Source organism: Renibacterium salmoninarum ATCC 33209, assembly GCF_000018885.1.
GTDB lineage: Bacteria > Actinomycetota > Actinomycetes > Actinomycetales > Micrococcaceae > Renibacterium > Renibacterium salmoninarum.
The window spans coordinates 1,940,021-1,963,435 of record NC_010168.1 but is presented as its reverse complement, the minus strand read 5'-3'; the positions used below and the strand labels follow the sequence as shown (position 1 = coordinate 1,963,435).

Annotated in this window: 25 protein-coding genes, 1 tRNA gene and 2 pseudogenes; 17 read left to right on the top strand and 11 right to left on the bottom strand. The window is 56.4% G+C overall.

The features are described from left to right. Positions 1–72 precede the first annotated feature (72 nt). The 4 genes from RSAL33209_RS09800 to RSAL33209_RS09790 all read right to left on the bottom strand — a co-directional run bounded on the left by RSAL33209_RS09800 (position 73) and on the right by RSAL33209_RS09790 (position 1,026). Positions 73–146 (bottom strand) — tRNA-Gly (locus RSAL33209_RS09800). A gap of 78 nt (positions 147–224) precedes the next feature. Further along, the gene (locus tag RSAL33209_RS09795; RefSeq protein WP_233494332.1) at positions 225–569 is read right to left on the bottom strand and encodes an SRPBCC family protein; all 345 of its coding nucleotides are present in this window, start codon (positions 567–569) and stop codon (positions 225–227) included. Then, positions 551–691: a hypothetical protein gene (locus tag RSAL33209_RS17560; RefSeq protein WP_012245615.1), complete on the bottom strand. Its 141-nt coding sequence runs from the start codon at positions 689–691 to the stop codon at positions 551–553. Before RSAL33209_RS17560 ends, RSAL33209_RS09795 begins: the two co-directional genes overlap by 19 nt. Next, positions 688–1,026 carry an ArsR/SmtB family transcription factor gene (locus tag RSAL33209_RS09790; RefSeq protein WP_012245614.1) on the bottom strand — a complete coding sequence of 113 codons (339 nt, stop codon included), beginning with the start codon at positions 1,024–1,026 and terminating at the stop codon, positions 688–690. Before RSAL33209_RS09790 ends, RSAL33209_RS17560 begins: the two co-directional genes overlap by 4 nt. 126 nt (positions 1,027–1,152) lie before the next feature. Between RSAL33209_RS09790 and kynA the strand changes: the two genes are divergently transcribed. The 3 genes from kynA (at position 1,153) to RSAL33209_RS09775 (ending at position 3,728) form a co-directional block, all read left to right on the top strand. Continuing rightward, a complete protein-coding gene (kynA, locus tag RSAL33209_RS09785; RefSeq protein ID WP_012245613.1) occupies positions 1,153–2,037 on the top strand; it encodes a tryptophan 2,3-dioxygenase in 885 nt (294 codons plus the stop codon). Positions 2,038–2,055: 18 nt separating this feature from the next. Next, positions 2,056–2,631, top strand: coding sequence for a dCTP deaminase (gene dcd, locus RSAL33209_RS09780; RefSeq protein WP_012245612.1), 576 nt, complete (start codon positions 2,056–2,058; stop codon positions 2,629–2,631). Between the two features lie 260 nt (positions 2,632–2,891). Next, on the top strand, positions 2,892–3,728 hold the full coding sequence (locus RSAL33209_RS09775; RefSeq protein WP_145962071.1) for an endonuclease domain-containing protein: 837 nt from the start codon (positions 2,892–2,894) through the stop codon (positions 3,726–3,728). A 58-nt stretch (positions 3,729–3,786) separates the two neighbouring features. On the opposite strand, the pseudogene RSAL33209_RS09770 reads toward RSAL33209_RS09775, so the two are convergent. After that, positions 3,787–5,073, bottom strand: a pseudogene (locus RSAL33209_RS09770) (MFS transporter). Positions 5,074–5,183: 110 nt separating this feature from the next. Here RSAL33209_RS09770 and RSAL33209_RS09765 point away from each other — a divergent pair. From RSAL33209_RS09765 to RSAL33209_RS17110, 10 genes are all read left to right on the top strand, one after another. After that, on the top strand, positions 5,184–8,099 hold the full coding sequence (locus tag RSAL33209_RS09765; RefSeq protein ID WP_012245608.1) for a Na+/H+ antiporter subunit A: 2,916 nt from the start codon (positions 5,184–5,186) through the stop codon (positions 8,097–8,099). Further along, entirely contained in the window at positions 8,096–8,560 is a 465-nt protein-coding gene (locus RSAL33209_RS09760) for a Na(+)/H(+) antiporter subunit C (protein WP_012245607.1), read from the top strand. The genes RSAL33209_RS09765 and RSAL33209_RS09760 overlap by 4 nt, the downstream gene beginning before the upstream one ends. Next, positions 8,557–10,200 carry a Na+/H+ antiporter subunit D gene (locus RSAL33209_RS09755; protein WP_041684650.1) on the top strand — a complete coding sequence of 548 codons (1,644 nt, stop codon included), beginning with the start codon at positions 8,557–8,559 and terminating at the stop codon, positions 10,198–10,200. The genes RSAL33209_RS09760 and RSAL33209_RS09755 overlap by 4 nt, the downstream gene beginning before the upstream one ends. Beyond that, on the top strand, positions 10,197–10,757 hold the full coding sequence (locus RSAL33209_RS09750; protein WP_012245605.1) for a Na+/H+ antiporter subunit E: 561 nt from the start codon (positions 10,197–10,199) through the stop codon (positions 10,755–10,757). Before RSAL33209_RS09755 ends, RSAL33209_RS09750 begins: the two co-directional genes overlap by 4 nt. Continuing rightward, positions 10,754–11,041 (top strand): monovalent cation/H+ antiporter complex subunit F, encoded by a 288-nt coding sequence (locus RSAL33209_RS09745; RefSeq protein ID WP_012245604.1) that lies wholly within the window; start codon positions 10,754–10,756, stop codon positions 11,039–11,041. The genes RSAL33209_RS09750 and RSAL33209_RS09745 overlap by 4 nt, the downstream gene beginning before the upstream one ends. After that, positions 11,038–11,421: a monovalent cation/H(+) antiporter subunit G gene (mnhG, locus tag RSAL33209_RS09740; RefSeq protein WP_012245603.1), complete on the top strand. Its 384-nt coding sequence runs from the start codon at positions 11,038–11,040 to the stop codon at positions 11,419–11,421. Before RSAL33209_RS09745 ends, mnhG begins: the two co-directional genes overlap by 4 nt. 174 nt (positions 11,422–11,595) lie before the next feature. Beyond that, positions 11,596–12,960: a CshA/CshB family fibrillar adhesin-related protein gene (locus RSAL33209_RS09735; RefSeq protein ID WP_041684648.1), complete on the top strand. Its 1,365-nt coding sequence runs from the start codon at positions 11,596–11,598 to the stop codon at positions 12,958–12,960. Positions 12,961–12,987: 27 nt separating this feature from the next. After that, complete coding sequence (locus RSAL33209_RS17800) at positions 12,988–13,398, top strand: hypothetical protein (RefSeq protein WP_012245601.1); 411 nt, start codon at positions 12,988–12,990, stop codon at positions 13,396–13,398. A gap of 46 nt (positions 13,399–13,444) precedes the next feature. After that, positions 13,445–13,966 carry a COG1361 family protein gene (locus tag RSAL33209_RS17795; protein ID WP_012245600.1) on the top strand — a complete coding sequence of 174 codons (522 nt, stop codon included), beginning with the start codon at positions 13,445–13,447 and terminating at the stop codon, positions 13,964–13,966. Next, on the top strand, positions 13,930–14,214 hold the full coding sequence (locus tag RSAL33209_RS17110) for a DUF11 domain-containing protein (protein WP_080503804.1): 285 nt from the start codon (positions 13,930–13,932) through the stop codon (positions 14,212–14,214). The genes RSAL33209_RS17795 and RSAL33209_RS17110 overlap by 37 nt, the downstream gene beginning before the upstream one ends. Here the strand turns inward: RSAL33209_RS17110 and RSAL33209_RS17105 are convergent. Further along, positions 14,204–15,469, bottom strand: a pseudogene (locus RSAL33209_RS17105) (IS3 family transposase). The gene RSAL33209_RS17110 and the pseudogene RSAL33209_RS17105 overlap by 11 nt on opposite strands. Before the next feature lie 348 nt (positions 15,470–15,817). Here RSAL33209_RS17105 and RSAL33209_RS09715 point away from each other — a divergent pair. Next, the gene (locus tag RSAL33209_RS09715) at positions 15,818–16,114 is read left to right on the top strand and encodes a hypothetical protein (protein ID WP_012245596.1); all 297 of its coding nucleotides are present in this window, start codon (positions 15,818–15,820) and stop codon (positions 16,112–16,114) included. A 54-nt stretch (positions 16,115–16,168) separates the two neighbouring features. On the opposite strand, the gene RSAL33209_RS09710 is transcribed toward RSAL33209_RS09715, so the two are convergent. The 4 genes from RSAL33209_RS09710 to RSAL33209_RS09695 all read right to left on the bottom strand — a co-directional run bounded on the left by RSAL33209_RS09710 (position 16,169) and on the right by RSAL33209_RS09695 (position 19,581). Then, positions 16,169–16,633 carry an aminoacyl-tRNA deacylase gene (locus RSAL33209_RS09710; RefSeq protein ID WP_012245595.1) on the bottom strand — a complete coding sequence of 155 codons (465 nt, stop codon included), beginning with the start codon at positions 16,631–16,633 and terminating at the stop codon, positions 16,169–16,171. A gap of 13 nt (positions 16,634–16,646) precedes the next feature. Beyond that, on the bottom strand, positions 16,647–17,837 hold the full coding sequence (locus tag RSAL33209_RS09705) for an acetyl-CoA C-acetyltransferase (protein WP_012245594.1): 1,191 nt from the start codon (positions 17,835–17,837) through the stop codon (positions 16,647–16,649). A 152-nt stretch (positions 17,838–17,989) separates the two neighbouring features. Next, positions 17,990–18,871 carry an AbfB domain-containing protein gene (locus RSAL33209_RS09700; protein ID WP_233496589.1) on the bottom strand — a complete coding sequence of 294 codons (882 nt, stop codon included), beginning with the start codon at positions 18,869–18,871 and terminating at the stop codon, positions 17,990–17,992. Between the two features lie 29 nt (positions 18,872–18,900). Beyond that, the gene (locus RSAL33209_RS09695) at positions 18,901–19,581 is read right to left on the bottom strand and encodes a trypsin-like serine protease (RefSeq protein ID WP_080503803.1); all 681 of its coding nucleotides are present in this window, start codon (positions 19,579–19,581) and stop codon (positions 18,901–18,903) included. Positions 19,582–19,604: 23 nt separating this feature from the next. Here RSAL33209_RS09695 and RSAL33209_RS19275 point away from each other — a divergent pair, with 23 nt between their 5' ends. Further along, positions 19,605–19,733, top strand: a complete 129-nt coding sequence (locus RSAL33209_RS19275; protein WP_267895893.1) for a hypothetical protein — start codon at positions 19,605–19,607, stop codon at positions 19,731–19,733. A 10-nt stretch (positions 19,734–19,743) separates the two neighbouring features. Here RSAL33209_RS19275 and RSAL33209_RS16315 read toward each other — a convergent pair whose 3' ends face one another. Continuing rightward, a complete protein-coding gene (locus RSAL33209_RS16315; RefSeq protein WP_145962070.1) occupies positions 19,744–20,286 on the bottom strand; it encodes a hypothetical protein in 543 nt (180 codons plus the stop codon). 268 nt (positions 20,287–20,554) lie between these two features. Between RSAL33209_RS16315 and RSAL33209_RS09685 the strand changes: the two genes are divergently transcribed. Together RSAL33209_RS09685 and RSAL33209_RS16310 are read left to right on the top strand one after the other, a co-directional pair. Next, entirely contained in the window at positions 20,555–21,289 is a 735-nt protein-coding gene (locus RSAL33209_RS09685; RefSeq protein ID WP_158539308.1) for an ALF repeat-containing protein, read from the top strand. Continuing rightward, entirely contained in the window at positions 21,249–23,402 is a 2,154-nt protein-coding gene (locus RSAL33209_RS16310) for an ALF repeat-containing protein (RefSeq protein WP_049758959.1), read from the top strand. Before RSAL33209_RS09685 ends, RSAL33209_RS16310 begins: the two co-directional genes overlap by 41 nt. The last annotated feature ends 13 nt before the right edge of the window (positions 23,403–23,415 follow it).

Genomic DNA, 23,415 nt, shown 5'->3' with positions numbered 1-23,415 from the left:
GAAGAGGTCTTCGCTGATTATCAGCGGGATTGCGATTCCCCCCCAAGGGGGGGGGGGGGGAATTTCGCACAGTGGAGCGGGCGGCGGGAATCGGACCCGCGTATCAAGCTTGGGAAGCTAGCGCTCTACCATTGAGCTACGCCCGCACTATGGATTCTAGCGAATCCGTAGATCAAGTGTAGCCGAATCTGATGACCGGTCTGTCACCAGGCGGTGCTGGGGGTCTAGGCGGCGGCAGTCAGTAGGACATCAAGTTTGGTGAATGAGCTTTCCCAGCCGTATCGATTTTGGCCAGCGAGGGATTCCGTCAGCGGCCCTTGGCGAATGATCAATTTAGTTTTGTTCTCGGGCGCGTCGTGGAACTCGAAGCGGGTGTTCATGAGTGCGGATCCGTCTGGACCAAATATCTCTTCGGTGCCGACGATGAGTTCATTTTCGACGACGTCGGTGAAGTTGCGGTCAACGGCACATTCGAAGCCAGCCCAGTCGCCTTGATCGGCGCGACCACGCATCATCAGGCGCTGGTGCCCGCCAGTTTGGGCATCGACGCTCACGGTGCTTCGGTCGATTTCGACGCCGACCGGTCCAAACCACTGCGCAATCTGGTCTTCGTCGACAAGGCTTGGTAGACCAACTCACGCGGTGCATCGAAGATTCGTTCAATGACAAGTTCGGTGCCGATTTCAGTCATTTTTCTTCCTGCATTTCTTGAACGGTTTTCAAGTGTTTTTCCAGCCGGCCAAGTCTGGTGTCCCAGATTTGCCGGTACGGTGCCATCCACTCGAATGCTTCCTCGAGCGCGATCGGTTCCAATTTTGCGCTGCGCCACTGTGCGGTTTGACCCCTGGAGATCAGCCCTGCAGCTTCAAGAACTTTTAAATGCCGCGAGATTGCGGGCAGGCTAATTTCGAAAGGCTCTGCTAATTCTGAAACGTTTGCATCGCCGTCGGAAAGCCTGGCCAAAATTGCGCGTCGAGTTGGATCAGCCAGAGCTTGGAAGACCGTACTGAGCTGGTCGGTAGCCATCTGACCCTTTCTACATTTAACATATTCGTTAATTAACGAATATGTTAAATGTAGATCCTTGAATCCGAGCTGTCAAGAGATGCGGCGCTGCGGGCTTGGAGGGGCCCGGCAGCGTAACCTTGACGCGTGAGCGTAGAGAAGAACACCAGAAGTCTTGAGACGGGTATTGAAACCGATTTCCGGGACAAAATGAGCTACGGAGGTTACCTTGCGCTGGACGAGCTGCTTTCTGCGCAGCACCCGGTGAGTTCGCCCGAACACCACGATGAGATGCTGTTCATCATCCAGCACCAAACCTCCGAACTGTGGCTCAAACTGGTCTTGCACGAGCTGCGAACGGTGAGATCCTCCTTGCAGCAGAACGATCTGCGCATGGCGATGAAATGCATCGCCCGAATCAAGCACATACAGCGCTCGCTCACCGAGCAGTGGAGCGTATTGGCCACTCTGACGCCCACTGAGTACACACAATTCCGCGGTGATTTGGGCGCATCCTCGGGCTTCCATTCCTATCAATACCGCGCCGTCGAGTTCTTATTGGGCAACAAGAACGCTGGCATGATCAAAGTCTTCAAGGCCGATCCGGCCGCAGAGCAGTTACTTAGCGGTTTGCTAGGCGAGACCAGTATTTATGACGAATTCATCCGGCTGCTTGCGCGTCGCGGATTCGATGTGCCGGCAGCGCTATTGGATCGGGATGTTTCCGAGGCGCACGTGTTTTCTGAAGATTTGGTGCAGCTCTACCGAAAGATCTATGAAAATACCGAAAAGTATTGGGATCTGTACGAAGCTTGCGAAGAGCTGGTGGACTTGGAGGATAACTTTCAGCTCTGGCGGTTCCGGCATATGAAGACGGTTCTGCGCACGATCGGGATGAAGACCGGTACTGGTGGATCCTCCGGCGTCGGCTTCTTGCAGCGCGCCCTGGAGCTGACTTTCTTCCCAGAACTGTTCGCGGTGCGCACCGAGATTAGCCAAGGCGCTGCGGACGCTGAGGATGACCGGGGATAAGTAGGCTATTTTATTAGGGTGCTGATCTCCGACCGCGACATCCGAACCCAAATCGACTCTGGCCGCATTGTGCTGGATCCCTTCGAGCCGTCTATGGTGCAACCGTCAAGCGTGGACGTGCGGATCGACAAGCTGTTCCGGCTTTTCGACAACCACAAATATGCGCACATTGATCCGGCCGAGGAGCAGCCCGAGCTGACTCGACTGGTCGAAGTTGCTGCGGATGAGCCCTTTATTTTGCATCCTGGTGAGTTTGTCCTGGGCTCCACATATGAGGCCGTAACCTTGCCCGACGACGTCGCTGCTCGCTTGGAAGGCAAGTCCTCGCTGGGCCGGTTGGGACTTTTGACGCACTCGACGGCTGGTTTTATCGACCCAGGATTCTCTGGGCACGTAACGCTGGAGCTCTCTAATATGGCTACGCTGCCGATCAAGCTTTGGCCCGGTTCCAAAATTGGTCAGCTCTGCTTCTTCCAACTTTCCTCGCCCGCTGAGCACCCCTACGGTTCGGGAGCATACGGAAATCGATACCAAGGCCAGCGCGGCCCAACGGCGTCGCGAAGCCACCAAAACTTCCACCGCACCGAAATCTAACCCCCCCCGCCCTCTCCGCCTTCCCCCGCCGAGTGTCGACTTGTGGCTGGTTTTCGGCGTCAAAACCAGCCACAAGTCGACACTCGGCGCAGGATGGGGAGTTCTACCCTGTGGATAACGTCATGGCGGACTGATTTTTCTTCCACGATGGAGAAATGAATTCTCCTGAACAATTGCCGGCGGAAATTCGAGAGAGGTCATTTTCCACTTCGGAAGCGGCGGAACTGGGTGTTAGCAGAGCGAGAACCAGGCGTAAGGACTTGCTCACTGCCAGCCGCGGTATTCGTGTTCCGTGGGGTGTGCAGCAGGATTTTGCGTCGGTCGTTGCTCCTATTCTCAAGGTGACGCCGCGAGCTGTCCTTTGTCATGGCTCAGCGGCGAAGCTTTGGAAGTTACCAATTCCGGGGTGGGTTCAATCGGAGCGGCAAATCCACGTCGCAAAGCTTTCGCCCAGTAGCTCCATTCTGCGGGCGGGCGTGCGAGCACATAGGTTGCGGCTGCGTGCGTCTGAGATTACCGACCTTTATGGGCTAGCGGTCACTTCGCCGGCGCGAACCTGGCTAGATCTCGCTGGGCTCTTGAGTTTTGCAGAGCTAGTGGCGATGGGTGATGCCATGGTCTGTCAGTATCAGCGGAGTTTCGGTCCGGCGAGAACTGCGCTTTGTTCGACGTCGGATCTTGCCCAAATCATTGAAAATCACAAGGGTGCGCGCAGCATCAGATTGGCGCGCCTGGCCCTCGACGCAATCCGGGTGGGTGCGGACTCGCCACCAGAAACGTATTTGCGGCTGGCTCTGGTCGATTCCGGGACACCTGAACCGGAGATGGGACTGGTTATTTTTGATTCAAGCGGCACTGAAATCGCTTGGCCCGATTTGGCGTATCGCCAGTATCGAATCTCCATCCAGTACGACGGCGGCCATCACCTAAGCGTCGAACAGCAGGCTAGAGATGCTCGTCGCGATTTAGAAACGGCCCGTGCAGGATGGATCACGATAAAGGTGACTCGCGAGATGACCCGAGATCGGGGATATCCCGGAGTGGCGCAAATGATTCGGCGCTTGCTGCTCGAGCGTGGCTGGAAAAGATCTGCCTAACACCCCTCCCACCTACCGTCGACACTCGACGGGAGGTGGGAGGGGAGACGGGGAGGGGTTAGGTTCGGGTGGGGGATTTGACCGGGAGCAACAGTGCTAGACCGGCGAGGAGCACGATCATGATGCCCAAAATTCCCCAGCGCTGTGTGCCGAACCAGGCTATGAAGGCTGCGAACAGCATGGGCGCGATGAACGACGCCGCTCGACCCGTCGTTGCGTACAGCCCGTACAGCAGCCGGCGCGAGGCGCCCCACGAAGGTCCGTGCCGAGGACTGGGCGGGCCCCAAAAACAGGCAAAGTAACAGGCCAAATATCCAGAAAATCGTCTTTCCGGAGCTAAAGAACAGCACCACGCCGGAGACCAGCAGGCCAACCAGCGAAATCACAATCACCGTTTTGGGTCCGAGCTTGTCATCGAAATAGCCGGCCGAAAACGCGCCGATTGCGGCCACGACATTGCCCGCGATCGCGAAGATCAACACGTCTCCTTTGGCGAAACCGAAAGTTCCGACGGCGATCACCGCACCGAAGGTGAAAATGGCTGCCAGCCCGTCGCGGAATATTGCGCTGGAAATCAAAAAGTAGAGTGTGTGCCGTTCACCTCGCCAGAGCCGAGCAATGGTCCGAAACAGCTGCATATTTAGGAAGCAAAAAAGCCAACTTTGGGTGCAACCGAATCACGCGGATTTTCCGGCACCGCCAAAAGGACCGGAATTGAGAAAACCGCAATCCAGGCTGCGGAAATCAAAGCTACCGCTCGGTATTTGGTGTTTTCATCCAAACCGAAAAAGTCCACCCCGGGCGAAAGTACGCCAAAGTACAACGCCACCAAGAGCACGATGCCGCCTAAGTAGCCCGATGCCCAGCCGATGCCGGAAATCTTGCCTATCGTCTTCGGCGTCGAAATCTGTAACAGCATCGCGTTGTAATTGACCGAGGCTAGCTCAGAAAATACGTGTCCGGCAGCTAAAAGAGCACAGCCGAGTAGCAAATACGCTGGGTCTGGCAACACAAAGAAGCAGCTCGCGGTCAGTAGCACCACAATCAGCGTATTGATGCCCAACCAGAGCCGACGTCGGCCGCTGTGGTCGGTTCGTTGGCCCGCGACTGGCGCGAGCAGCGCCATCAGAATTCCGGCCACGCCCAATGCCAGTCCGAGCACCTGCGAGGCGTGATCTGCACCGCCAAAAATATCGGTGGTGAGATAAAACGCGGTGAAGATGAAGGTGGTCATCACCGCGTTGAAGGCGGCCGAACCCCAATCCCAGGCAGCCCAAGCAACAATCTGTCGCTTAGTGCTGGGGGCGGGTGAGTCAACTCCGGTGGGCATTGTGAGTCCGGTCATACCGTGAATGCTACCAGCCAATGCAAAACCGAGGCGAGAGGAAAATATGCGGATGAAAATTGATAGACTGAATAACCAAACCCGACCGAATCCAGCAGACGGAGCCGATCGTGCTAACTATCCTCACCGCCCACTTTGTGGTGGCGTTGATAGCGCCATTTTTCTTCCGTTGGTTGGGACGCAACGCGTTCTACGTGCTGGCCGCGGTACCCGCTGGCTCATTTATTTGGCTCCTTGCGCAATACGATGCGATCGAAGATGGCAAACCGCCCATGGAGAGTTTCTCCTGGATCTCGGATTTCGGCCTCAATATCTCTTTCCAGTTGGACGACCTCGCTTGGTTGCTTTCGCTGTTAATCCTTGGCGTTGGCGCTTTGGTACTGGCCTATTGTGCAAGATATTTCAAAACTGACGACGGCGCCTTCCGGGCGCACGGCGCCGGGTTCGGTGCGCAGCTCCTAGCGTTTGCTGGGGTCATGTTTGGCTTGGTTGCTGCCGACGATCTGATCTTGCTCTTCATCTTTTGGGAACTGACTACGGTTTTGTCCTACCTGCTGATCGGTTACTCGAGAACCAGAATCGCCGCGCGGCGAGCTGCGCTTCAGGCGCTTATGGTGACCACCTTTGGCGGCCTGACCATGCTGGTCGGCATCATCATGCTGGGCCAAGCGGCCGGAACGTATCAGATCTCCGAAATTCTGAACCACGTACCCACCGGAACGTTGGTAGACATCGGCGTGTTCTTGATTTTGATCGGTGCGGTCAGTAAATCCGCATTGATCCCATTCCACTTCTGGCTACCTGGCGCAATGGCAGCGCCAACACCCGTTAGCGCTTATCTGCATGCTGCGGCCATGGTTAAGGCCGGCATCTTCCTGATCGCGATGCTGGCGCCGGCTTTTGCGCACACCCCGTTCTGGCAACCAACCGTGATCGTGTTGGGCTTGGGCACCATGCTGGTGGGCGGCTGGCGAGCGTTGCGCCAGAACGATTTGAAGTTGATTTTGGCCTATGGAACCGTGAGCCAGTTGGGGTTCCTGACGCTTGTGGTCGGCCTTGGCACACCCGCTGGGGCACTTGCTGGTATGGCGCTTTTGCTCGCGCACGGACTGTTTAAGGCAACCCTATTCTTGGTGGTTGGCATCATCGATCATCAGACCGGAACTCGAGATATTAGGAAGCTTTCTGGCGTCTTCCGGGCGTCACGGGTGCTCGGCGTGATTGCCGCAATTGGTGCTGCTTCGATGGCCGGAGTGCCGCTGATGGCTGGCTTCGTGGCGAAAGAAGCGGTTTACCAGGCCTTGATCAACTTTGAGAATCCTTGGGTGGTAGCCGGCGCAGTCATTGGTTCAATGCTCACCGTCGCTTACAGCGCAAGGTTCTGGTGGGGCGGATTCGCACGGAAATCCAAGGGAATGGCCACCGCATTTGGCAAAGTCTCTACCGAGTTTCTTGCGGCGCCAGCAATTCTTGCCGTGCTCACCGTTGTGGCGGGAATTTGGTTTGTCCCGGTGCAGAGTTGGATTGAACCGTACAGCAATAAATTTTTGACTTCCGGTGAAAAGGACCCTTATCTCAGCTTGTTTTCCGGCTTCAATCTTGCACTTTGGCTGAGCGTACTGACCCTGAGCGTTGGCGCGCTGCTTTTCGTTTTCCGTGAGCGGATCGAACGGGCACAAGACAAGATTTACCCGCTTATTGATGCCGAAAAGGGTTACCGAAACATCATCGGCGCGATCGACGACGTCGCAATCTGGGTAACTGGACGCACTCAGCGTGGTTCCTTGTTCTTCTACCTTGCCGTGATCCTTTCGGCCACGGTCGGTGTGAATATCGTTGCAGTTCTGATGAGCGGCAGACCGTTCCCCGAAGTGTATTTCTTCGACCCCGGCTCGCCTGCGCAGCTGGTTGCCGCCGTCGTCATCATTATTGGTGCGGTCGCGGCGGCAAGGGCAAATAAGCGCTTCCTTGCCGTGTTAATGGTCTCGGTTACCGGGTATGGCATTGCCTTGATCTTCGCGTTCCAGGGTGCGCCCGATTTGGCGCTGACGCAGATGTTTGTTGAATCAATCATTTTGGTTGCTTTTGTTTTGGCTATGCGTTCCTTGCCCCCGGAGCTGCGAGACCGGACCAGGGGTTCGCACCGTTTTATTCGGATGCTCATTGGTATTGCCTTTGGTGCCACGATGGTTGTGGTGGCACTCATCGCGCTTGGTGCGCGCGTGGATGCGCCGATATCGCTAGAGTTCCCCAAACTTGCCTATGACATCGGCGGTGGGCTCAACATCGTCAACGTGACGCTGGTGGATTTGCGTGCTTGGGACACTTTCGGCGAAATTTCGGTATTGGCCATTGCCGCGACTGGCGTTGCCAGCTTGATCTTTGTGCGCAATCGCGGAGACGCGCTGCCTAGAGCGGTCACGCTGGAAACTGGCAGCATTGGCCGCAGGCATCACGGCTCGACAGATGGCGCGCGTGACGTCGCGGCGCTGCGGTTAGCCCGCAAGTTCGCCACGGTTGGCCGGGACGCTTGGCTGGTAGCTGGCCGAACCCTTGCGCCAGAACGGCGATCAATCATCTTCGAAGTGATCACCCGGTTGCTTTTCCACTCGATGATTATCTTCTCGGTGTATTTGCTGCTCGCCGGACACAACTTCCCCGGTGGCGGCTTTGCTGGTGGTTTGATGGCCGGCCTCGCTTTGACGTTGCGTTATTTGGCCGGCGGCAGAGCAGAACTGGCCGAGGCTACGCCGATTAGTGCTGGGGCTTTACTGGGCACCGGGTTGGGCACTGCAGCGCTTTCCGGAATTGCGCCGTTGTTCTTTGGCGGGCAGGTCTTCCAAACCGCAATTTGGAGCTTCTCGCTACCGATCTTTGGCGATATTAAATTTGTTACCTCAACAGTGTTCGATATTGGCGTCTACTTGATTGTGGTTGGCCTAGTGCTCGATGTTTTGCGCAGTTTGGGTGCTGAGATCGATGAGCGAGAAGAAGAACGTCGTGACGACATGGTGGTGGCCGAATGACCGTCAACCTGACCTTGCTTTTAGTGATGGGCGTGCTTTACGCCGTCGGAATTTATTTGTTACTTGAACGTAGTTTGACCCGAGTGCTGATGGGATTGATGTTGCTGGCCAACGGCACCAATCTGCTGCTGCTGACAACTGGCGGGTATGCCGGCCTCGCGCCGCTTTTTGGCAAATCAGTGCCAGCCGAAAGCTACAACGATCCGCTGCCGCAGGCGCTGATCTTGACTTCGATTGTGATTTCTTTCGCGATTACCGCGTTTATGCTCGGCATCATCTACCGGACGTGGGTGCTGGCCCGCCGGGATGAAGTTCAGGACGACGACGAAGACCGGAAGGTGGCAAACCAGCCCAGCTTCGACGCTGAAGAGGATGTGGAAATCCCGCTGGAGACCACTGAATTCGACGTCCCGATCAGCAAACAATCGAGCAAATCAAATAAGTGGGGGAAGAAACCATGAACCTCACACTCGCATCGCTTACGCCGCTGGCAATTATCTTGCCGTTTCTCGGCGCGGCCGTAGCCTTTTTACTGATTCGGCACCCCAAAGCACAACAAGCCGTAAGCATTGGCGTGCTGACCATAACCCTGCTGTTAGAACTTAGCTTGTTAGCGCAAGTTTGGAATGGTGGCACGGTAGCGGTCAATTTGGGCGGTTGGTTGCCACCGTGGGGAGTGGTCCTGGTGGTAGACCAGTTCTCTTCGCTGATGTTGGTGGTCTCTTCAGTAGTTGGCCTGGCCGTCTTGATTTACGCTACGGGTCAGGGCGCGGCCGACGGCGATGCAGAAGGCCCGGTGTCGATCTTCCACCCGACCTACTTGATTTTGATGGCCGGCGTCTCCAATGCTTTTCTTTCCGGCGATCTTTTCAACCTCTACGTGGGATTCGAGATTTTGCTCACCGCGAGCTATGTCCTGATGACCTTAGGTGGGACCGGGCCAAGGGTCCGGGCAGGGGTCACGTATGTAGTGGTCAGCGTGGTTTCGTCGCTGCTGTTCCTGATTGCCATTGCGATGATCTATGGTGCAACCGGGGCCATCAATATGGCCGACCTTGCCGTCAAACTAGCCAACCTAGACCAGGGCACGCAGACCATGCTGCACCTAATGCTCTTGATCGCTTTCGGCATCAAAGCTGCGGTGTTCCCGCTAAGTTTTTGGCTACCAGACTCTTACCCAACCGCCCCTGCCCCGGTTACCGCGGTGTTCGCTGGATTGCTGACCAAGGTCGGCGTTTATGCGATGGTCCGAACTGAGACCTTATTATTCCCGGGAGACACGCTCAATGACTTCTTAATGGTGGTGGCTCTTCTGACCATGGTGGTCGGGATATTAGGTGCGATTGCGCAGACGGATATTAAACGTCTGCTCTCCTTTACTTTGGTTAGCCATATTGGCTACATGGTGTTTGGCCTATCAATATCGTCCAAACTGGGCCTGGGAGCTGCGGTCTATTACGTAGTGCACCACATTACGATTCAAACGAGCCTCTTCCTGGTCACGGGTCTTATAGAGCGGCGCGGTGGCACCACCTCGATTGATCGCTTAGGCGGGTTAGCTAAACTCTCGCCAATACTGGGCGTGTTGTTCTTTATTCCGGCAATGAACCTTGCTGGCATTCCTCCTTTCTCCGGTTTCTTGGGCAAATTGGGCCTGCTACAGGCCGGATCTGCCTTGGGCACTCCGCTTGCTTGGGTTCTTGTGGGTGGCAGCGTCGCGGTTTCATTGCTGACTCTCCTAGCCATCGCCCGCGTTTGGAATCGAGCATTTTGGCGCAGTCCAGAAGAGGCAGAAAATCCGGAGCCGGTGCTTTTGGCTGGTACCGACGCGGAGCCCGGCCAGATCAAAACGCAAAGCGCGCTCAAAGCGCAACGCAAATCACTTGCGCTGCCGAAGATGATGGTCGGACCCACTGCGGGCCTGGTCGGCGTTGGATTATTGCTCACGATTTTTGCCGGCCCGCTGGTGGAGCTGTCTGATAATGCTGCCCGAGAAATGTTGGACCGGCATTCGTATGTGCACGCGGTGCTAGGCGATGAAGGCGTCAAAGCACTTGATGCGAGCAGACCAGAACTGGTGAACCAAGGCGGTAAACCATGACGAAAAAGCGGATCTCGCTCAAGCAGGAATTACCCCTGCTGATTTGGCTGGTCTTAGTGTGGGGTGCGCTGTGGCGGGATTTCAGTCCCGGGAATCTCATTTTCGGTGCAATCATCGCGCTGATCGTGACGCGAATCTTCTATCTGCCGCCAGTTGAGCTGAGTGGCCGGTTCAATGTGATTAATTTCGTGGGCTACGCCTTTGTTTTCCTCTGGCGAATCGCGCTCGCCAGCGCGCAGGTAAATTACTTGCTGCTGGCACGGGGTCCCAAGATCACCAATGCGGTAGTGGCGGTGCCATTACGCAGCCATTCTGATCTCATGGTCACCGCCACTGGGCACGTCATCTCGCTTATTCCTGGTTCTTTGGTCATCGAGGTAGACCGTTCGACGTCGACGTTGTACCTGCACGCGCTCAACGTGCGCAACGAAGAAGACGTCCGCAAAGTCCGCGAAGACGTTCGGGCCACCGAAGCTTGGCTGATTCGGATTATGGGCAGTAAAACCGAGCTCGCCGCCTTGAACGCGGAGCGGACGACGGCGGTGATGCCAGGATGAGCGTCTTCGGAATGCCGCTTATGACCTTGGTCTTGATTGTGGTCGGGGTGATTTTGAGCCTGGCCGCGCTGGGCGCTATCTACCGCATCGCCGTCGGCCCATCACTTCTCGACCGGGTTCTTGCCGCCGATGTGTTGTTAGCGATCTTTTCCGCCGCTTTGGCCACGGATATGGCGGTTAACCACCATCTGAACAATTTGCCGCTATTAGTTGGACTCACTGTTATTGGGTTCATCGGTTCAGTCACGGTGGCTAGATACGTAGCCGATAGGAGGCCGCAATGATTGCGACTCAAACCGCATTTGACGGCTTCATCGACCTGCTCACCGCGATCTTTTTGATTCTGGGTGCATTGCTTTCCTTGGCTGCTGCGATTGGTCTACTGCGCTTTCCCGACTTGATGAGCCGGATGCATGCGGCGACAAAACCGCAGGTTCTAGGGCTTTTCTTGCTTCTTGCTGCGATGGCGCTGCAACTTCGCAGCTGGTCCGTGCTGCCTATCTTGTTGGTCGCCTGGATTTTCCAGCTCCTCACGGTTCCGGTCTCCGCGCATATGGTTGGTCGGGCCGGATACCGCACCAAACACCTTCGTAAAGAAACATTGAGCCAGGACGATTTGAATGAAGTGGTCGAGGCTGCTGCCGCCAAAGACCGCGAAGTTTAGACCAAGATGTGACCACGATGTGGGTATCAGCCTGGTGTACGTCCCGGTAGCATAATGAATCACAGATAATTTTCCTCGGTGTACGGCGGTCATCAGCAGGGCTGATTGACCGCTGTCTCTTCCGCGGGAACGACGAGATTTGGCTGGCCGGTGGTCGAGCCATTTGGGGACACAATGATTCGCAACGCACACGTTCGGACCGGCCGGCACTTCAAAGGTGTCTCGCAACGACGACGGCAAGCGCTCAAGATGGCAAAGAGCGCCCTACATGGCACCTTGGCTGCCACAGCATCGCTCGCTCTCGTTGCTTCGGGAATGGTGGTAGGTTTCGTCGGCGGCATCGCGCCGGCCAACGCCGACTATGCGACCGCTGGTTCTGGGCCGTATCAACCGCGGATCTATTGGTTCGATATGACCGGATTCCCGGTCAATACTGTTGGCGGGTCGAAGACTTTCTCGCCAGCACCAGGAGTCAGCGCTACCGTCACGATGTCCGCCAAGAGCAGCATCTCCGGCTCGACGGATTTGCGCGTGCAGAGCTTGAGTTCTTATGTTGGCAGCCCGGCTGGCCAAGCCTACGCGCCCGCTGGAAACGTCGCGATCGCTAATGACATTGACGGAGCCAAAGTAGCGGCCACCTTTAACTTTTTACTGACCATTAACGGCCGCACCATTACTCCGCGCGTGGTGGCAACTGACGGTGAAGCAACCGCCAGCCCTTCTGAGGCTCTGCAGTACAACACCACTGGAACTGACTGGGTAGATTTCCAGGATTACCGCAAGGGCTCGACGATGTGGGCCGGAACCTTGTCCGGAAAACAACTGCGGTTGACTAACACTGAAGGAACAGCCTCTACGCCGTTCGTGTTCAGTGACACCACTCAGGTGAGCACTCGCATTGAAGGTGGCGGGCGGCAAGCCGCCGCGTTCGGCCTGATGCTGCCATTCGACTACGGAGATGCGCCGGCAAGCTACGGAGTGGCCCAGCATTTGGTGCCGCAGACGGCTAGCGGATCGGCACAAAGCCTTCTCAATCCGCCAGCGCTCACCGAATCTGCCGGGGTTTACCTTGGCCGGGTTGCCCCGGACTCAGAAGCCGGAACTGGCGCCACGCTGAGCGCGGATGATTCCACTGGCACCGCAGATGAAGGTGTCACCCAGCTGTTAGCCAATGGTGCCAACAGCTTTCCGCTGTACACTCCCGGACAGAAAAATTACTCCGTCCAAGTTCTATGCACCGGTCCCGGCAGCACGGTGAAGGCTTGGCTGGACACCAACAAAAACGGTGTTTTTGACGCCAACGAATCTGCCACCGCCACCTGTCAGAACGGCGTCGCAACGCTCAACTGGACCAACCTGCCGGCAGTTACCGGTGCGGGAACTGACCTGGTTGCGCGCTTTCGAATCGCGAGTGATGCCGACGACGTCGCCAACCCAACTGGCGCGGCGGCCGATGGCGAAGTTGAAGATTATGCCGTAACCGATCCGACCCAGACCACTTACCCTGCACAGGTCACGCTCACCAATGGCAGCTTTTAGCAACCAACTGTAGCTAACAACGCCGTCGTGCTTTTCGACCAGGCCAATGTGCCCGGATGGAAGACCACCGCCGCCGACGGAAAAATCGAAATATGGGGCAAGGGCGCGCAAGGAGTTAACGCACCGGACGGAAACCAGCTTGCGGAGTTGAACGCCAATGTCGTGGCATCGCTCTATCAAGACGTGGCGACGACGCCGGGTCAAGTCGTTAAATGGTCACTTCAACACCGCGGTCGTTATGGCACGGATACCATGCGAGTCCGAGCTGGCAGCACCACGGTGCAGACGCAACAGGGTCCCAACATTACGGATGGCAACACTGCTTGGGGGACATACAGCGGGTTCTATACTGTTCCGGCTGGTCAAACCACCACGCGATTCCTCTTTGACTCAAGTCTCTACTTCTGGTGGCAGCCCCAGCGCAGGAAATCTCCTTGACGACATCAAATTTGGTAACTCTCCGTGTCTAACCGCGGATAAGTCTGTGATAAATATCAGCGGCAACTCACCGGTGCGAGTCGGTGACACCCTTGAGTACAAGGTGGACGTTACTAACTCGGGTGGTTCGGACGCCCCCTTGAGCGTCTTGACCGATCAAATCCCCACTGGAACAACTTATGTTCCGGGATCGCTCAAAATCACCGCGGGTACCGGAATCGGAAACTTAACCGATGCTGCTGGCGATGATCGCGGCGAATATAACGCCAGCCAAGATCAAGTCACCGTGCGCCTGGGTAACGCTGCGACAGCCAGTGCGGGTGGCATATTAGCCCCCGGCGCGAAAGCGACTATCACTTTCCGAGTTACTGCCAACGCTGATTCAGCGGCAAGCACGGTACGAAATACCGCATCGGTTTCCTATCAAGATCCGCTGGATAACAACGCGGCCAAAACCTCTTACTCCAACACAGTCACTACGCCGGTGGCCTCAGCAGCAGATCTGCAAATTACCAAAGAGCAGGTCACGCAATATCCCTTGACGGTCAGCCGATCGAATACCGACTGACCGTCAAGAACAACGGGCCGCGGCCAGCCACTGGTGTGACCACGCGCGACGTCTTGCCCGCAAGCATTACTGGTGGCTCTGGCCAAGTGGATGCGGGCAGTGCCTGCACCGTAACGGGGCAGACGGTCAGTTGCGCCGTTGGTAATCTTGCCGTCGGCGCTAGTCGCACGATCTCGATCAAAGGCAAGGTCTCTGCTAAAGCGGCACTGAATCGCCCCGGTGTGTCCGGAGGGTTTCTCAGACGATGAGCCTGTCGGCGGCTGCCGTGCTCTGGTAGTGATTGTAGTAGTGGTTTTCTAGCTCTACTGGTGGGATGTCTCCGCAGTACTGGTAGAGCCTTCGGTGGTTGTACCAATCGACCCATTCAGCAGTGCCGATTTCGACTTCTTCTAGAGTCCGCCAGGGCTTGCCGGGTTTGATCAGCTCGGTCTTATAAAGCCCGTTGATGGTTTCCGCCAAGACGTTGTCGTAACTATCACCCACAGAACCGATCGAGGGGCGGATACCGGCCTGGGCCAGGCGTTCGGTGAAGGCCAAGGAGGCGTATTGAGCCCCGGCATCGTGATGATGAATCACCCCGGAAATCTCAGCCCCGGCCCGTTCACGACTCCAGATTGCCTGATTAACTGCGTTGAGCACTAGCACGGTGTTCATAGAAGCACTCGCTGACCAGCCCAGGATCCTCCGAGAGTAAGCATCGATCACGAAGGCAACATAGACCCACCCGGACCAGGTCGAAACATAGGTGAAATCAGCTACCCATAGCCGATCCGGTGCCGTTGGTGTGAAATCACGGCGGACCAAGTCCTTCGCTCGGGCTGCCTTCGAGTCTTTGATCGTGGTGCGTTTGACCTTGCCACGGACCGCACCCTGTATGCCAAGTAACCCCATGAGCCGTTCTACCGTGCACCTGGCCACCGGCACACCTTCACGGTTCATCGCCAACCAGACTTTCCTGGTGCCGTGCACCCCGTAATTAGCGGCATACACCTTCTGGATCACGGGCTTGAGCACCTCATCACGTTGTTCTCGGTGAGATCGTGTTTTATCCACCCATTCGTAGTACGTGGACGGGGTGGTCTTCACCCCGTCCCAGTAAGCACCTGGCAGATCGACTCGACACCCCACCGCAATCCATTATTCTCGCGGTGACCGGCATGGTCCTTGATGTATTTCACGATCAGTGTTGTGGCGGTCGAGTTCGACCGCGAAAAAAGCTGAAGCACTCCGAAGGATCGCGTTCGCCCGTTTCAGCTCAGTGTTCTCACGCCGTAACCGTTTCAGCTCGGCCGATTCCGTGCTCGTTGTTCCAGTTCTAGTACCAACATCGATCTCGGCTTGCCGGACCCATTTACGCACCGTTTCCGGCACACCCACACCCAAAAGCTGGGCAACTTTTTGCATCGCCGCCCACTCCGAAGATGCACCCTCCATCTCCGCCACCATGCGCACCGCACGATCCTTCAACTCCTGCGGATACCGTGTCGTAGTTTTCCCTGCCATGTCCTGATCCTCTCAAACAAGAAAGTCTCCGGACACACCGGGGCGATTCAGTTGGCGAATCTGGTGAGTTGGAGTTGCAGCTGCGGCCGTTCCAGATTGTGACTTTGCGGTTCCGCAGGGCCTAAGTCACTGAAGTTTGTTGGGAAACGCCAGGGAATATCCAGAGTTGGTTTGATAGCGTAGATGAATTGTCGTCTCAAAGTGGAGTTGATTGTGTCTCGTTTGCCTCGTATTGCGTTGCTCGGTTTTGGTTTGGTGCTCGCACTGGGCGCATGCTCTGGTCAAACGACGGCTCCCAATTCTGCCAGCGGTGAATCTTCATGAGCGCAGTCCACAGCTCCTTCTGATGTGGCCGAGCAGTCAGCGGGAGTTCCTACCACGGGAACTCCCGCTGGTACCCCGGTGGCGTTGGATGCCAAGGCAGCTTGTCAGGCATTCAATGACGGCTTCGTGGATTACCGCGATGGCGTGAAGGATGCGGCTAATAAGAATTGGCTGCTGTTAGGGGCAAAGATGATCGATATTGCTGGTCGATCCCCGGAGAACGTGTCTGCGCCTTTGACTAAGCTTTCTGACTTGGCGTTTGCTCGGGCAGATGCCAATGGTGGGTCGGTGCCCAAAGACAAAAGAGACAGCGGTCTCTGATTCGGTGCTTCAAACGAGCAGCGCCTGCACGGCAGCTGGAGTAACGCTAACGCTTTAGAGCGCTTCGCTGATATCAGCAACCCTGGCGTTATATGCCGTGGTTAGGGCGTCAGCATCCAGAAAAGCGCTGTAGCCGTGCGCGCCGGCACCCATCGAAATTCGTTTTCCACGGATCGAAGCGTCCGCATAGACGGGCCAATCGCCCTCGGCGCCGATCGGTGTGATGGTGCCACGCTCATAGCCAGTTGCGGCTAATGCCACCTCAGCTGACGGCATCGAGAGTTTATTGACGCCGATCAATTCACGCAGCTTGGGCCACGAGATTTGCCGGTCGCCGGGAATGAGCGCGAAGAGAAATGTCCCATCCTTGTGTTTCACTACGAGTGATTTGACGATATCCGCAGGCTGGATGCCGAGTAGGCGGGCAGCCTCCTCGAGACTGCCCGCTGCGGCACGTTCAATGATTTCGACGTCGAGCCCTTTGGCGTGCGGGGCGACCAGAAAGCGTTCGGTACTCATGTACCGGAGCTTATCAATCGGTGTAGAGTAAGAGCGCTTCGCCTTGACCGCCGCCGCCGCAGAGCGACACTGCGGCTTTGCCGCCGCCGCGTCGGTTGAGCTCAAGCGCTGCGTGCAACGCCAAGCGGGCACCGGATGCACCGATTGGGTGGCCAACGGCGATTGCGCCACCGTGAATGTTGGTCTTTTCCAGCGGGTAATCCAAGTCCTTGAGGGACTGGACCGCGACCGAGCCGAAAGCTTCATTGATCTCAATGAAATCTAAGTCTTGGGCGGTCCAGCCAGCGCGGCCCAGGGCTTGTTTGATCGCATTAGACGGCTGGGAGTGCAAAGAGGTGTCCGGTCCGGCAACCTGTCCTGGCTTACCGACGACGGCGATCCACTTCAGGCCTAGCTCCTCGGCCTTGGCACGGGTTGTCAGCACCAAGGCGGCGGCGCCGTCGGACAGCGGCGACGAGTTGCCTGCCGTGATGGTGCCGTCTTTGGCGAAAGCTGCACGTAGTCCACTGAGCGTTTCAACTGTGGTGTTGGCGCGGACGCCTTCATCTTGGCTGACTAGAAGGGGATCGCCTTTGCGCTGGGGTAGGCTGACCGGCACGATTTCGTCGTCAAAAATCCCTGATTCTTGAGCTTTCGCGGCACGCTGGTGTGAGGCGGCGGCTACTTCGTCTTGTTCGGTGCGGCCGAGGCTGAGTTCGGTGTTCTTCCGCTCGGTTGAGGCACCCATCGACTCGCCGTCAAAAGCGTCCGTCAGGCCGTCGTGCGCAACGGAGTCGATGGCGGTGAAGTTGCCGTAATTCCAGCCGCTGCGCGAGCCGGGCAGAATGTGCGGGGCGTTGGTCATGGATTCCTGGCCGCCGGCGACCACGATGGAGGCTTCGCCGCTGCGCAGCAAACGAGCCGCATCTGTTACTGCAGCCAAGCCGGAGAGGCAGACTTTGTTGATGGTTACGGTAGGTCTGTTCCAGCCGATGCCAGCTTTGATAGCGGACTGCCGCGCTGGGTTCTGGCCGCAACCAGCCTGGACGACGTGTCCCATGATGACGGCGTCGACGTCTTCAGCTTTGACGTTTGCCTTTTCCAAAGCGCCTTTGATCGCGAAGCCACCGAGGTCTACGGCCTGGAAACTGGCCAAGGCACCTTGTAGCTTGCCGAGCGGAGTGCGTGCTCCGCCGAGAATGACCACATCATCGGGGTTGCTCATGCTGGAATCCTTCAGTATCGGTTAATGACTTGTAACTAAAAGTGTTAAACCGAGTCTACTGTGTGGTTGTTCCCGAGGGGTATTTGTTTCTCAGACCCACTGTGGGGCTCGGCGATTGCCGAGCCCCACAGTGGGTTATCCAGGTGCAGTTACTACGGGGTCGGTGAAGCCCAAGCCTGGCCGAACTTCCATGCGGTATCCCGCTCGAAGTCGCCATTATCAGACTGGCGGTAGCCAATCTTTAGCACTCCGCCAACGTTCTGCAGAGCGTATCCCTGATTGCCGGACCAGTCGAAGCTCATCGTGTCAGGTGTAGATCCAACTCGCGGGCAGAAAGTCCCTTCTCCTGGTAGGAGTCCACCTACTGAAGCGTCGGTACCACGAGTAGCTACATTAACGTCACGAGCCGATAGGTACTGCTGTGGGAAATTAAGTGATTGGAAGCTAATACAAGTTTTGTCGTACAAACCGGGCACTATTTTCCAGGTCGAACTTTTGCGATCGAGTTCGGGGGAATTGGTGGTGATCAACGCGACTTGCCCGACGCCATTGGTGTGTCGGATAGATTGCGGAGTTCCGGGAGCCGTGGTCTGGACAGAGACATAGCTACCGAGTGCCGACAGGTTGTAAAGTGCCTTGCTTTCTTTGGTGACAGCCCAGCGTTGGTTGGTTGATTCAGTGTTTAGATCGGTCTGAATGAGATTGTTGCCTTCAAGGTCTAGTACTTTCCCATTGGCCACATTCTTGATATAGCGACTGTCGTTTGCGCCCGGGACGAATTCCCACTTTTGAGCGTTTGAGTTCTCATCACACACGGCCTGAACGACGAATTTTCCGTTGGTGTTGGTGAGGCACTGTCGTCCGTTCCAGTCTTTGATCAGGTAGGTAGCTAGCCCACGTTCGATGAGCTCGAAACGTTGTGAGTTGGCTTTGTAGCTCTTATCGCATTTTTCTTTATATGCGGTATGGTCGGCGGTCCTTGGCTCCGGTGCGAAATAAGTTACACAGAGATCCTTGTCGCTCGCCGGGTTGATGCGAACGATTTGATGGTTTTCGATGCCGGCTAGCTTTTTGCCGTTGTTGATGGTGTCTTGGATCCAGGGGGTGATGTCGTCGAGGCGGGTTGCGTAGGCGCCGTCTTTGGTTTGTCGGGATCCGAGGCAGTTTTTTGCCAGGAGCGGGAGTTCAGCGCGGTGAGTTCTTGGCCGTTGGGTGTGGTGCGGATGCCGGGGGCTCCGGAGTCGCCCAGGCAGAGGCTTGGACTCTCTGAGCTCGGGGGCGTGGGTGTGCCGAGGATTGTGATTTCTTTGGCGTCGATGGAGGAGACCTTGAAGGTGCCGTTCTTAGCGGTTTTAGGCATCCATTCGGTGGCGGTGCGACCCCAGCCGATGAAGTTCAGTTGCGCTCCGGTGGCGGGTGCGGTGGTGGCTAGTTTCATAGGGCTGGTGTTGAAGGCAGGGGTGGCGAGTTTTGCAAGGACTAGATCGCGAGGATCGTCAGCTTTGTCGTCAAGACCCTTGAAAGGCTTGATCCATGTGATCGCGACCGCCGTCTGAACATTGGTGTTGGAGCCGAACATTGCCCTAGCATTCAGACCCGGTGCGCTTTCCGTTAGTGCGCTGTAGTTGGCTGGGTTTTGACTAAAGCAGGATGCTGCGGTTGCGATCCATTGCGCGTCAACGAGAGTGCCCGTGCAGCTGCCGTATCCGGTGACTACTTTGACGACGTTGGCATTTTGCGCGATTTGGGATCTCGGAGCCTTTGCTGATGGCTGAGGCTGGGGTGACGCTCAGGCCGGTGATCGTAAAAGTGGCGATGGCGGCGCTGGCGACGAGTTTGGATGCCCGTCGTTTGAACATTTTTTCAGTACTTTCTGGAAGAAGGAGAGTGGCGTAAACGCGGTTGTTCAAGAAGTGCCCTTGATCCGAATTTCGACCACGGTTACGTTGCTGTCGGTGCTTCGGTTGAAAATGGGTCCGCCACCGTCTTTCGCGTACAAATCTTTAGTGTCAGTTTTTCCCTGATCGGTGGATGTGACTGAGAGATCATATGTTCTGGTGGCTACACCGAAGGAATCGGGGATTTCCATTTTTAGCCAACCGGCTGGGCCTGTGGGCTGGAAACAAACGTGTTCGAAGGTGCTGCCGTCGATTCGAATTTGATCTTTGGCGCCAGTGCACTCGGCATACATAATGTTGCCGTCGCCTTCTTTGAGTAGAATTTTCGTTTTCGCAGCGATCATTTCTGCGCCCGGATGAACACCGTTTTCAACGGTATATCCGGCTTCCAACGGAATTCCAAAGGGCTCTACGGTGTACCCAGGGCCTTCGTCTGTAGCTATTTGATTAGCAGCCTGCGCCACCGGCACTGCTGCTGCGGTAAGGCAAACCGCTGATGCTGTTGCGATGACGAGATGCGATCTTCGCCTGTATCTAGTTGTTTTGATCAAGAGTTCCCCCTGGTTTGGGCATTGGCGATCAGTTCTTGACATAGGTCATCAAGGAATTGGAATTGATTTTGGGCGGACAGCCGAACAGTTTGTCCACCTCACAGCGTAACAGTAGAAATCGACAATTCCGATATCGAATTGATCACACTTATCTAGTCATGAATTCTTCGTGAGCCGTCTTGCCCATTCGATTTATTTGTGTTTTCTTGTTAAGGCCGCGCACAGGGAGGCATCGCGTTTCCAAATCTCGATAGATGGAGGACTCTTCGTGAGTCGTCGACGCTTCTTCGTGTCATTTGTGAATCTGTGTCGGATTGCAGTCGGTGCACTTCTGGCGGTTGCCTTGGTGGCGGGCGTCTTACCGGCGTGGAGTTCGCCTCAGCAGGCTCTGGCTGATAACTCGGTTGGCTTGGGATCTAACTCAGCCATCAGCCCCGCTGCCGACAAGCAGGGTGTCCTTAAACTCTGGCAACAGGGTGGGGCGGTTACGAAGCTATCAGCAAGAGCCGCCTTGCTTGGCGACGATGTACAACTCAAAGAGTTCATTGACTCCGGACAGTACGATGCACTAAAGCAGGATTACCGTACAACTGCTATTCAAATATCGCTTGTTGCACGGGCTAATACTAGAAAAGCTGCCGAGGCGGCGCTAGCAGATGGCAGCTGGCAGGTACTCCAAAAATTTGTCGTCGATGGTTGGAAAGCAGCATGGCTCATTGACGATCGTAAAGACGCTTTTTCCGCAGTCGAGGACGGCACCCCAAGCGTCAAAACGGCAGCTAAGAATGCAATTGCCGCTGGTGATGCCGCCATACAAGAGTTTGTTGCGACCGGAAAAACTGCTGCTGAGACTGTTGATAAGCGTAAAGAGATCTACAAGCTCTTTTATTCTTCGCCAACGGTGAAGAAGGTTGCCGGCGAAGTTATTCAGGTAAATACACTTAGAAGCCTTCGACGACTTCTTGCGATACGGCCAATATGTAGCTGCAGCCCAAGACGCTGAGACCGCAACAGTCAGCCAGCTGGCTAATCAAGCTAAGAGTGCTAGCGACCAGGCCATTGATTTCAATAAAAAGGCTATAGCTGCAACGGAGCAGGCCGTCTTTGCCTCAAAACTCGCTAAGGAAGCAGCGCAGCGGGCAGCCAGCGAAGCCGCAGCGGCGAAGGATTCCGCAGTCAAAGCAGGTGCTGCTGCAATGCGTGCGGCTTCTTTGGCCGATCAAGCCGCACGCGCAGCCCAGGTTGCAATTAATGCAGCGCAAGAGGCTCGGCAGGCATTGTCGCAAGCCGCCAACGCTGCCGCCGCGGCCCGAGCTGAGCAAGCAGCGTCCAATGCGCAGGGCGCTGCGGCGGCAGCCGCTGCCGCGGGTAAGGCTGCTGAGTCAACGAAGGCTTCGCTGGATGCTTCGTTTGCTGCGCTAAGTGCAAGTCGAAATTCGGCAGATGCAGCGGCGTCTGCTGCAGACGCCGCTGGTCAATCGGGCGTCGCTGGCTACGAAGCAGGAATTGCGCGAGCGGCCTCAAATCGAGCTAGGGCTGCGGCTGATCGAGCGGAGCTTGCCGCTGGGCAAGTGAATTCGTTGGCGCAGCAGACTGCTGATGCTGCTACTGAGGCACAAACTGCCGCGCTTAATTCGGCGAAGCACGCCAATAACGCCGCGGACAATGCTGATGAAGCGGCTCGGCAGGCGAATAACTCTGCTAGGGCCGCTGATCGAGCTAAAGGTTACGCCGAGGCCGCTAAAGATGCGGCCGAAGCATCTTCGGATGCAGCAAAGAAGGCTCAAGCTGTCCGAGATCAGGCCCGCAAAGCAGACATAGATCGGTTAGCTGCTGAAACTAAATACAAAATGGAACAGGCCGCCGAGGACAAGCAAATGGCTGACACGAAACAGAAGGCTCGAGATGACGCCGCAGCGGTGGCACAGGCGGCTGCAGCGACGACCTCGGACCTTCTTGGCAAGCTGACGACGCCGGGCGCCGATCTGAATGCGCAGATCCAGGAAGTAAAGGCAGCGGTAGTCGGCGTTGTCGAAACCGGCGGACCGTGGCAGAAGGCTGCTGCGGAGCGAGGGGTTGTCTCTGGTCCAGAATCGATGAAGGAATTCATCGTCAAAGGTCTCAAGACGGCGCGCGAGCAAGATCAATGGGATGAGATCTATCCCTACTTTGATGTCCAGAACAAGAATTCTTTGGAGACCCAGCTTGCGGCCCAGATCGCGATGTATTCGGGACCCGAAAATGTTACTGAATTCCTACAGGTTGATCGCTGGAAACTCAGCGAAGCGGCCGACCGTAAGACCGTTTACGGACTGGTCGGTTCTGGTGGCGAAGAGGTCAAAAAGGGTGCACAGGCTGCTTTGAATGCGGGGACAGGCCAGGCCCTTCGCGAATTTCTGGAGAAAGGACAGTTCGACGCAGCGCGGAAAGACCAACGTAAGGCGGCGTTCGCGCTTGCCGGATCGTGGCCGGCCGAAGCGAAGGAACTTAAAGCGGCGGCTCAGATTGCCTATCTGGGGCCCGATTATGCGCTAAAGACGTTCTGGACAACTGGGCGACTTGAAGCGATCAAGCGCGATCAGGTGGCCGCTGCGCACGATGCTGCGATCAATGGATTGATCAGTAAGGCTCTCAATGATGCTGGAATCGCCAAGGCCAACGCAGCAAAAGCTGCAGCATCGGCTGCGCTTGCGAAACAAGCTTCGGATGACGCGATCCGGTTCAAGGATGAAGCGCGTCGGTCAGCCGACGCTGCGAAAGTTGATGCTGATCAAGCCGCTGAATATTCGAGGCAAGCGCAGAAGCCGGCTGAGGACGCGTCGGCATCTGCAAAACTTGCTAACGACGCCGCGAGCCAGGCCCGTTCTGATGCACGTGAGGCAGCTGGCTTAGCAACTCAAGCGGAAGTTTCGGCAGCCTCGGCAAGAAGGTCTGCCGCAATCGCTAGTGAAGCAGCGAAGCAGGCGGAAGCTTCTGCGGTGCAAGCTGGCAAAGACTCCGACGCGGCCGCTGCCGCTTCGACCGAGGCTTGGGCTGCAGTTGCGCAAAAGCGCCAATTTGAGGATTTGACTCGTCTAGGAAACCCACCTGCCGGACTTAAATCCCCCGAGTACTGAAACTGTTGACGCA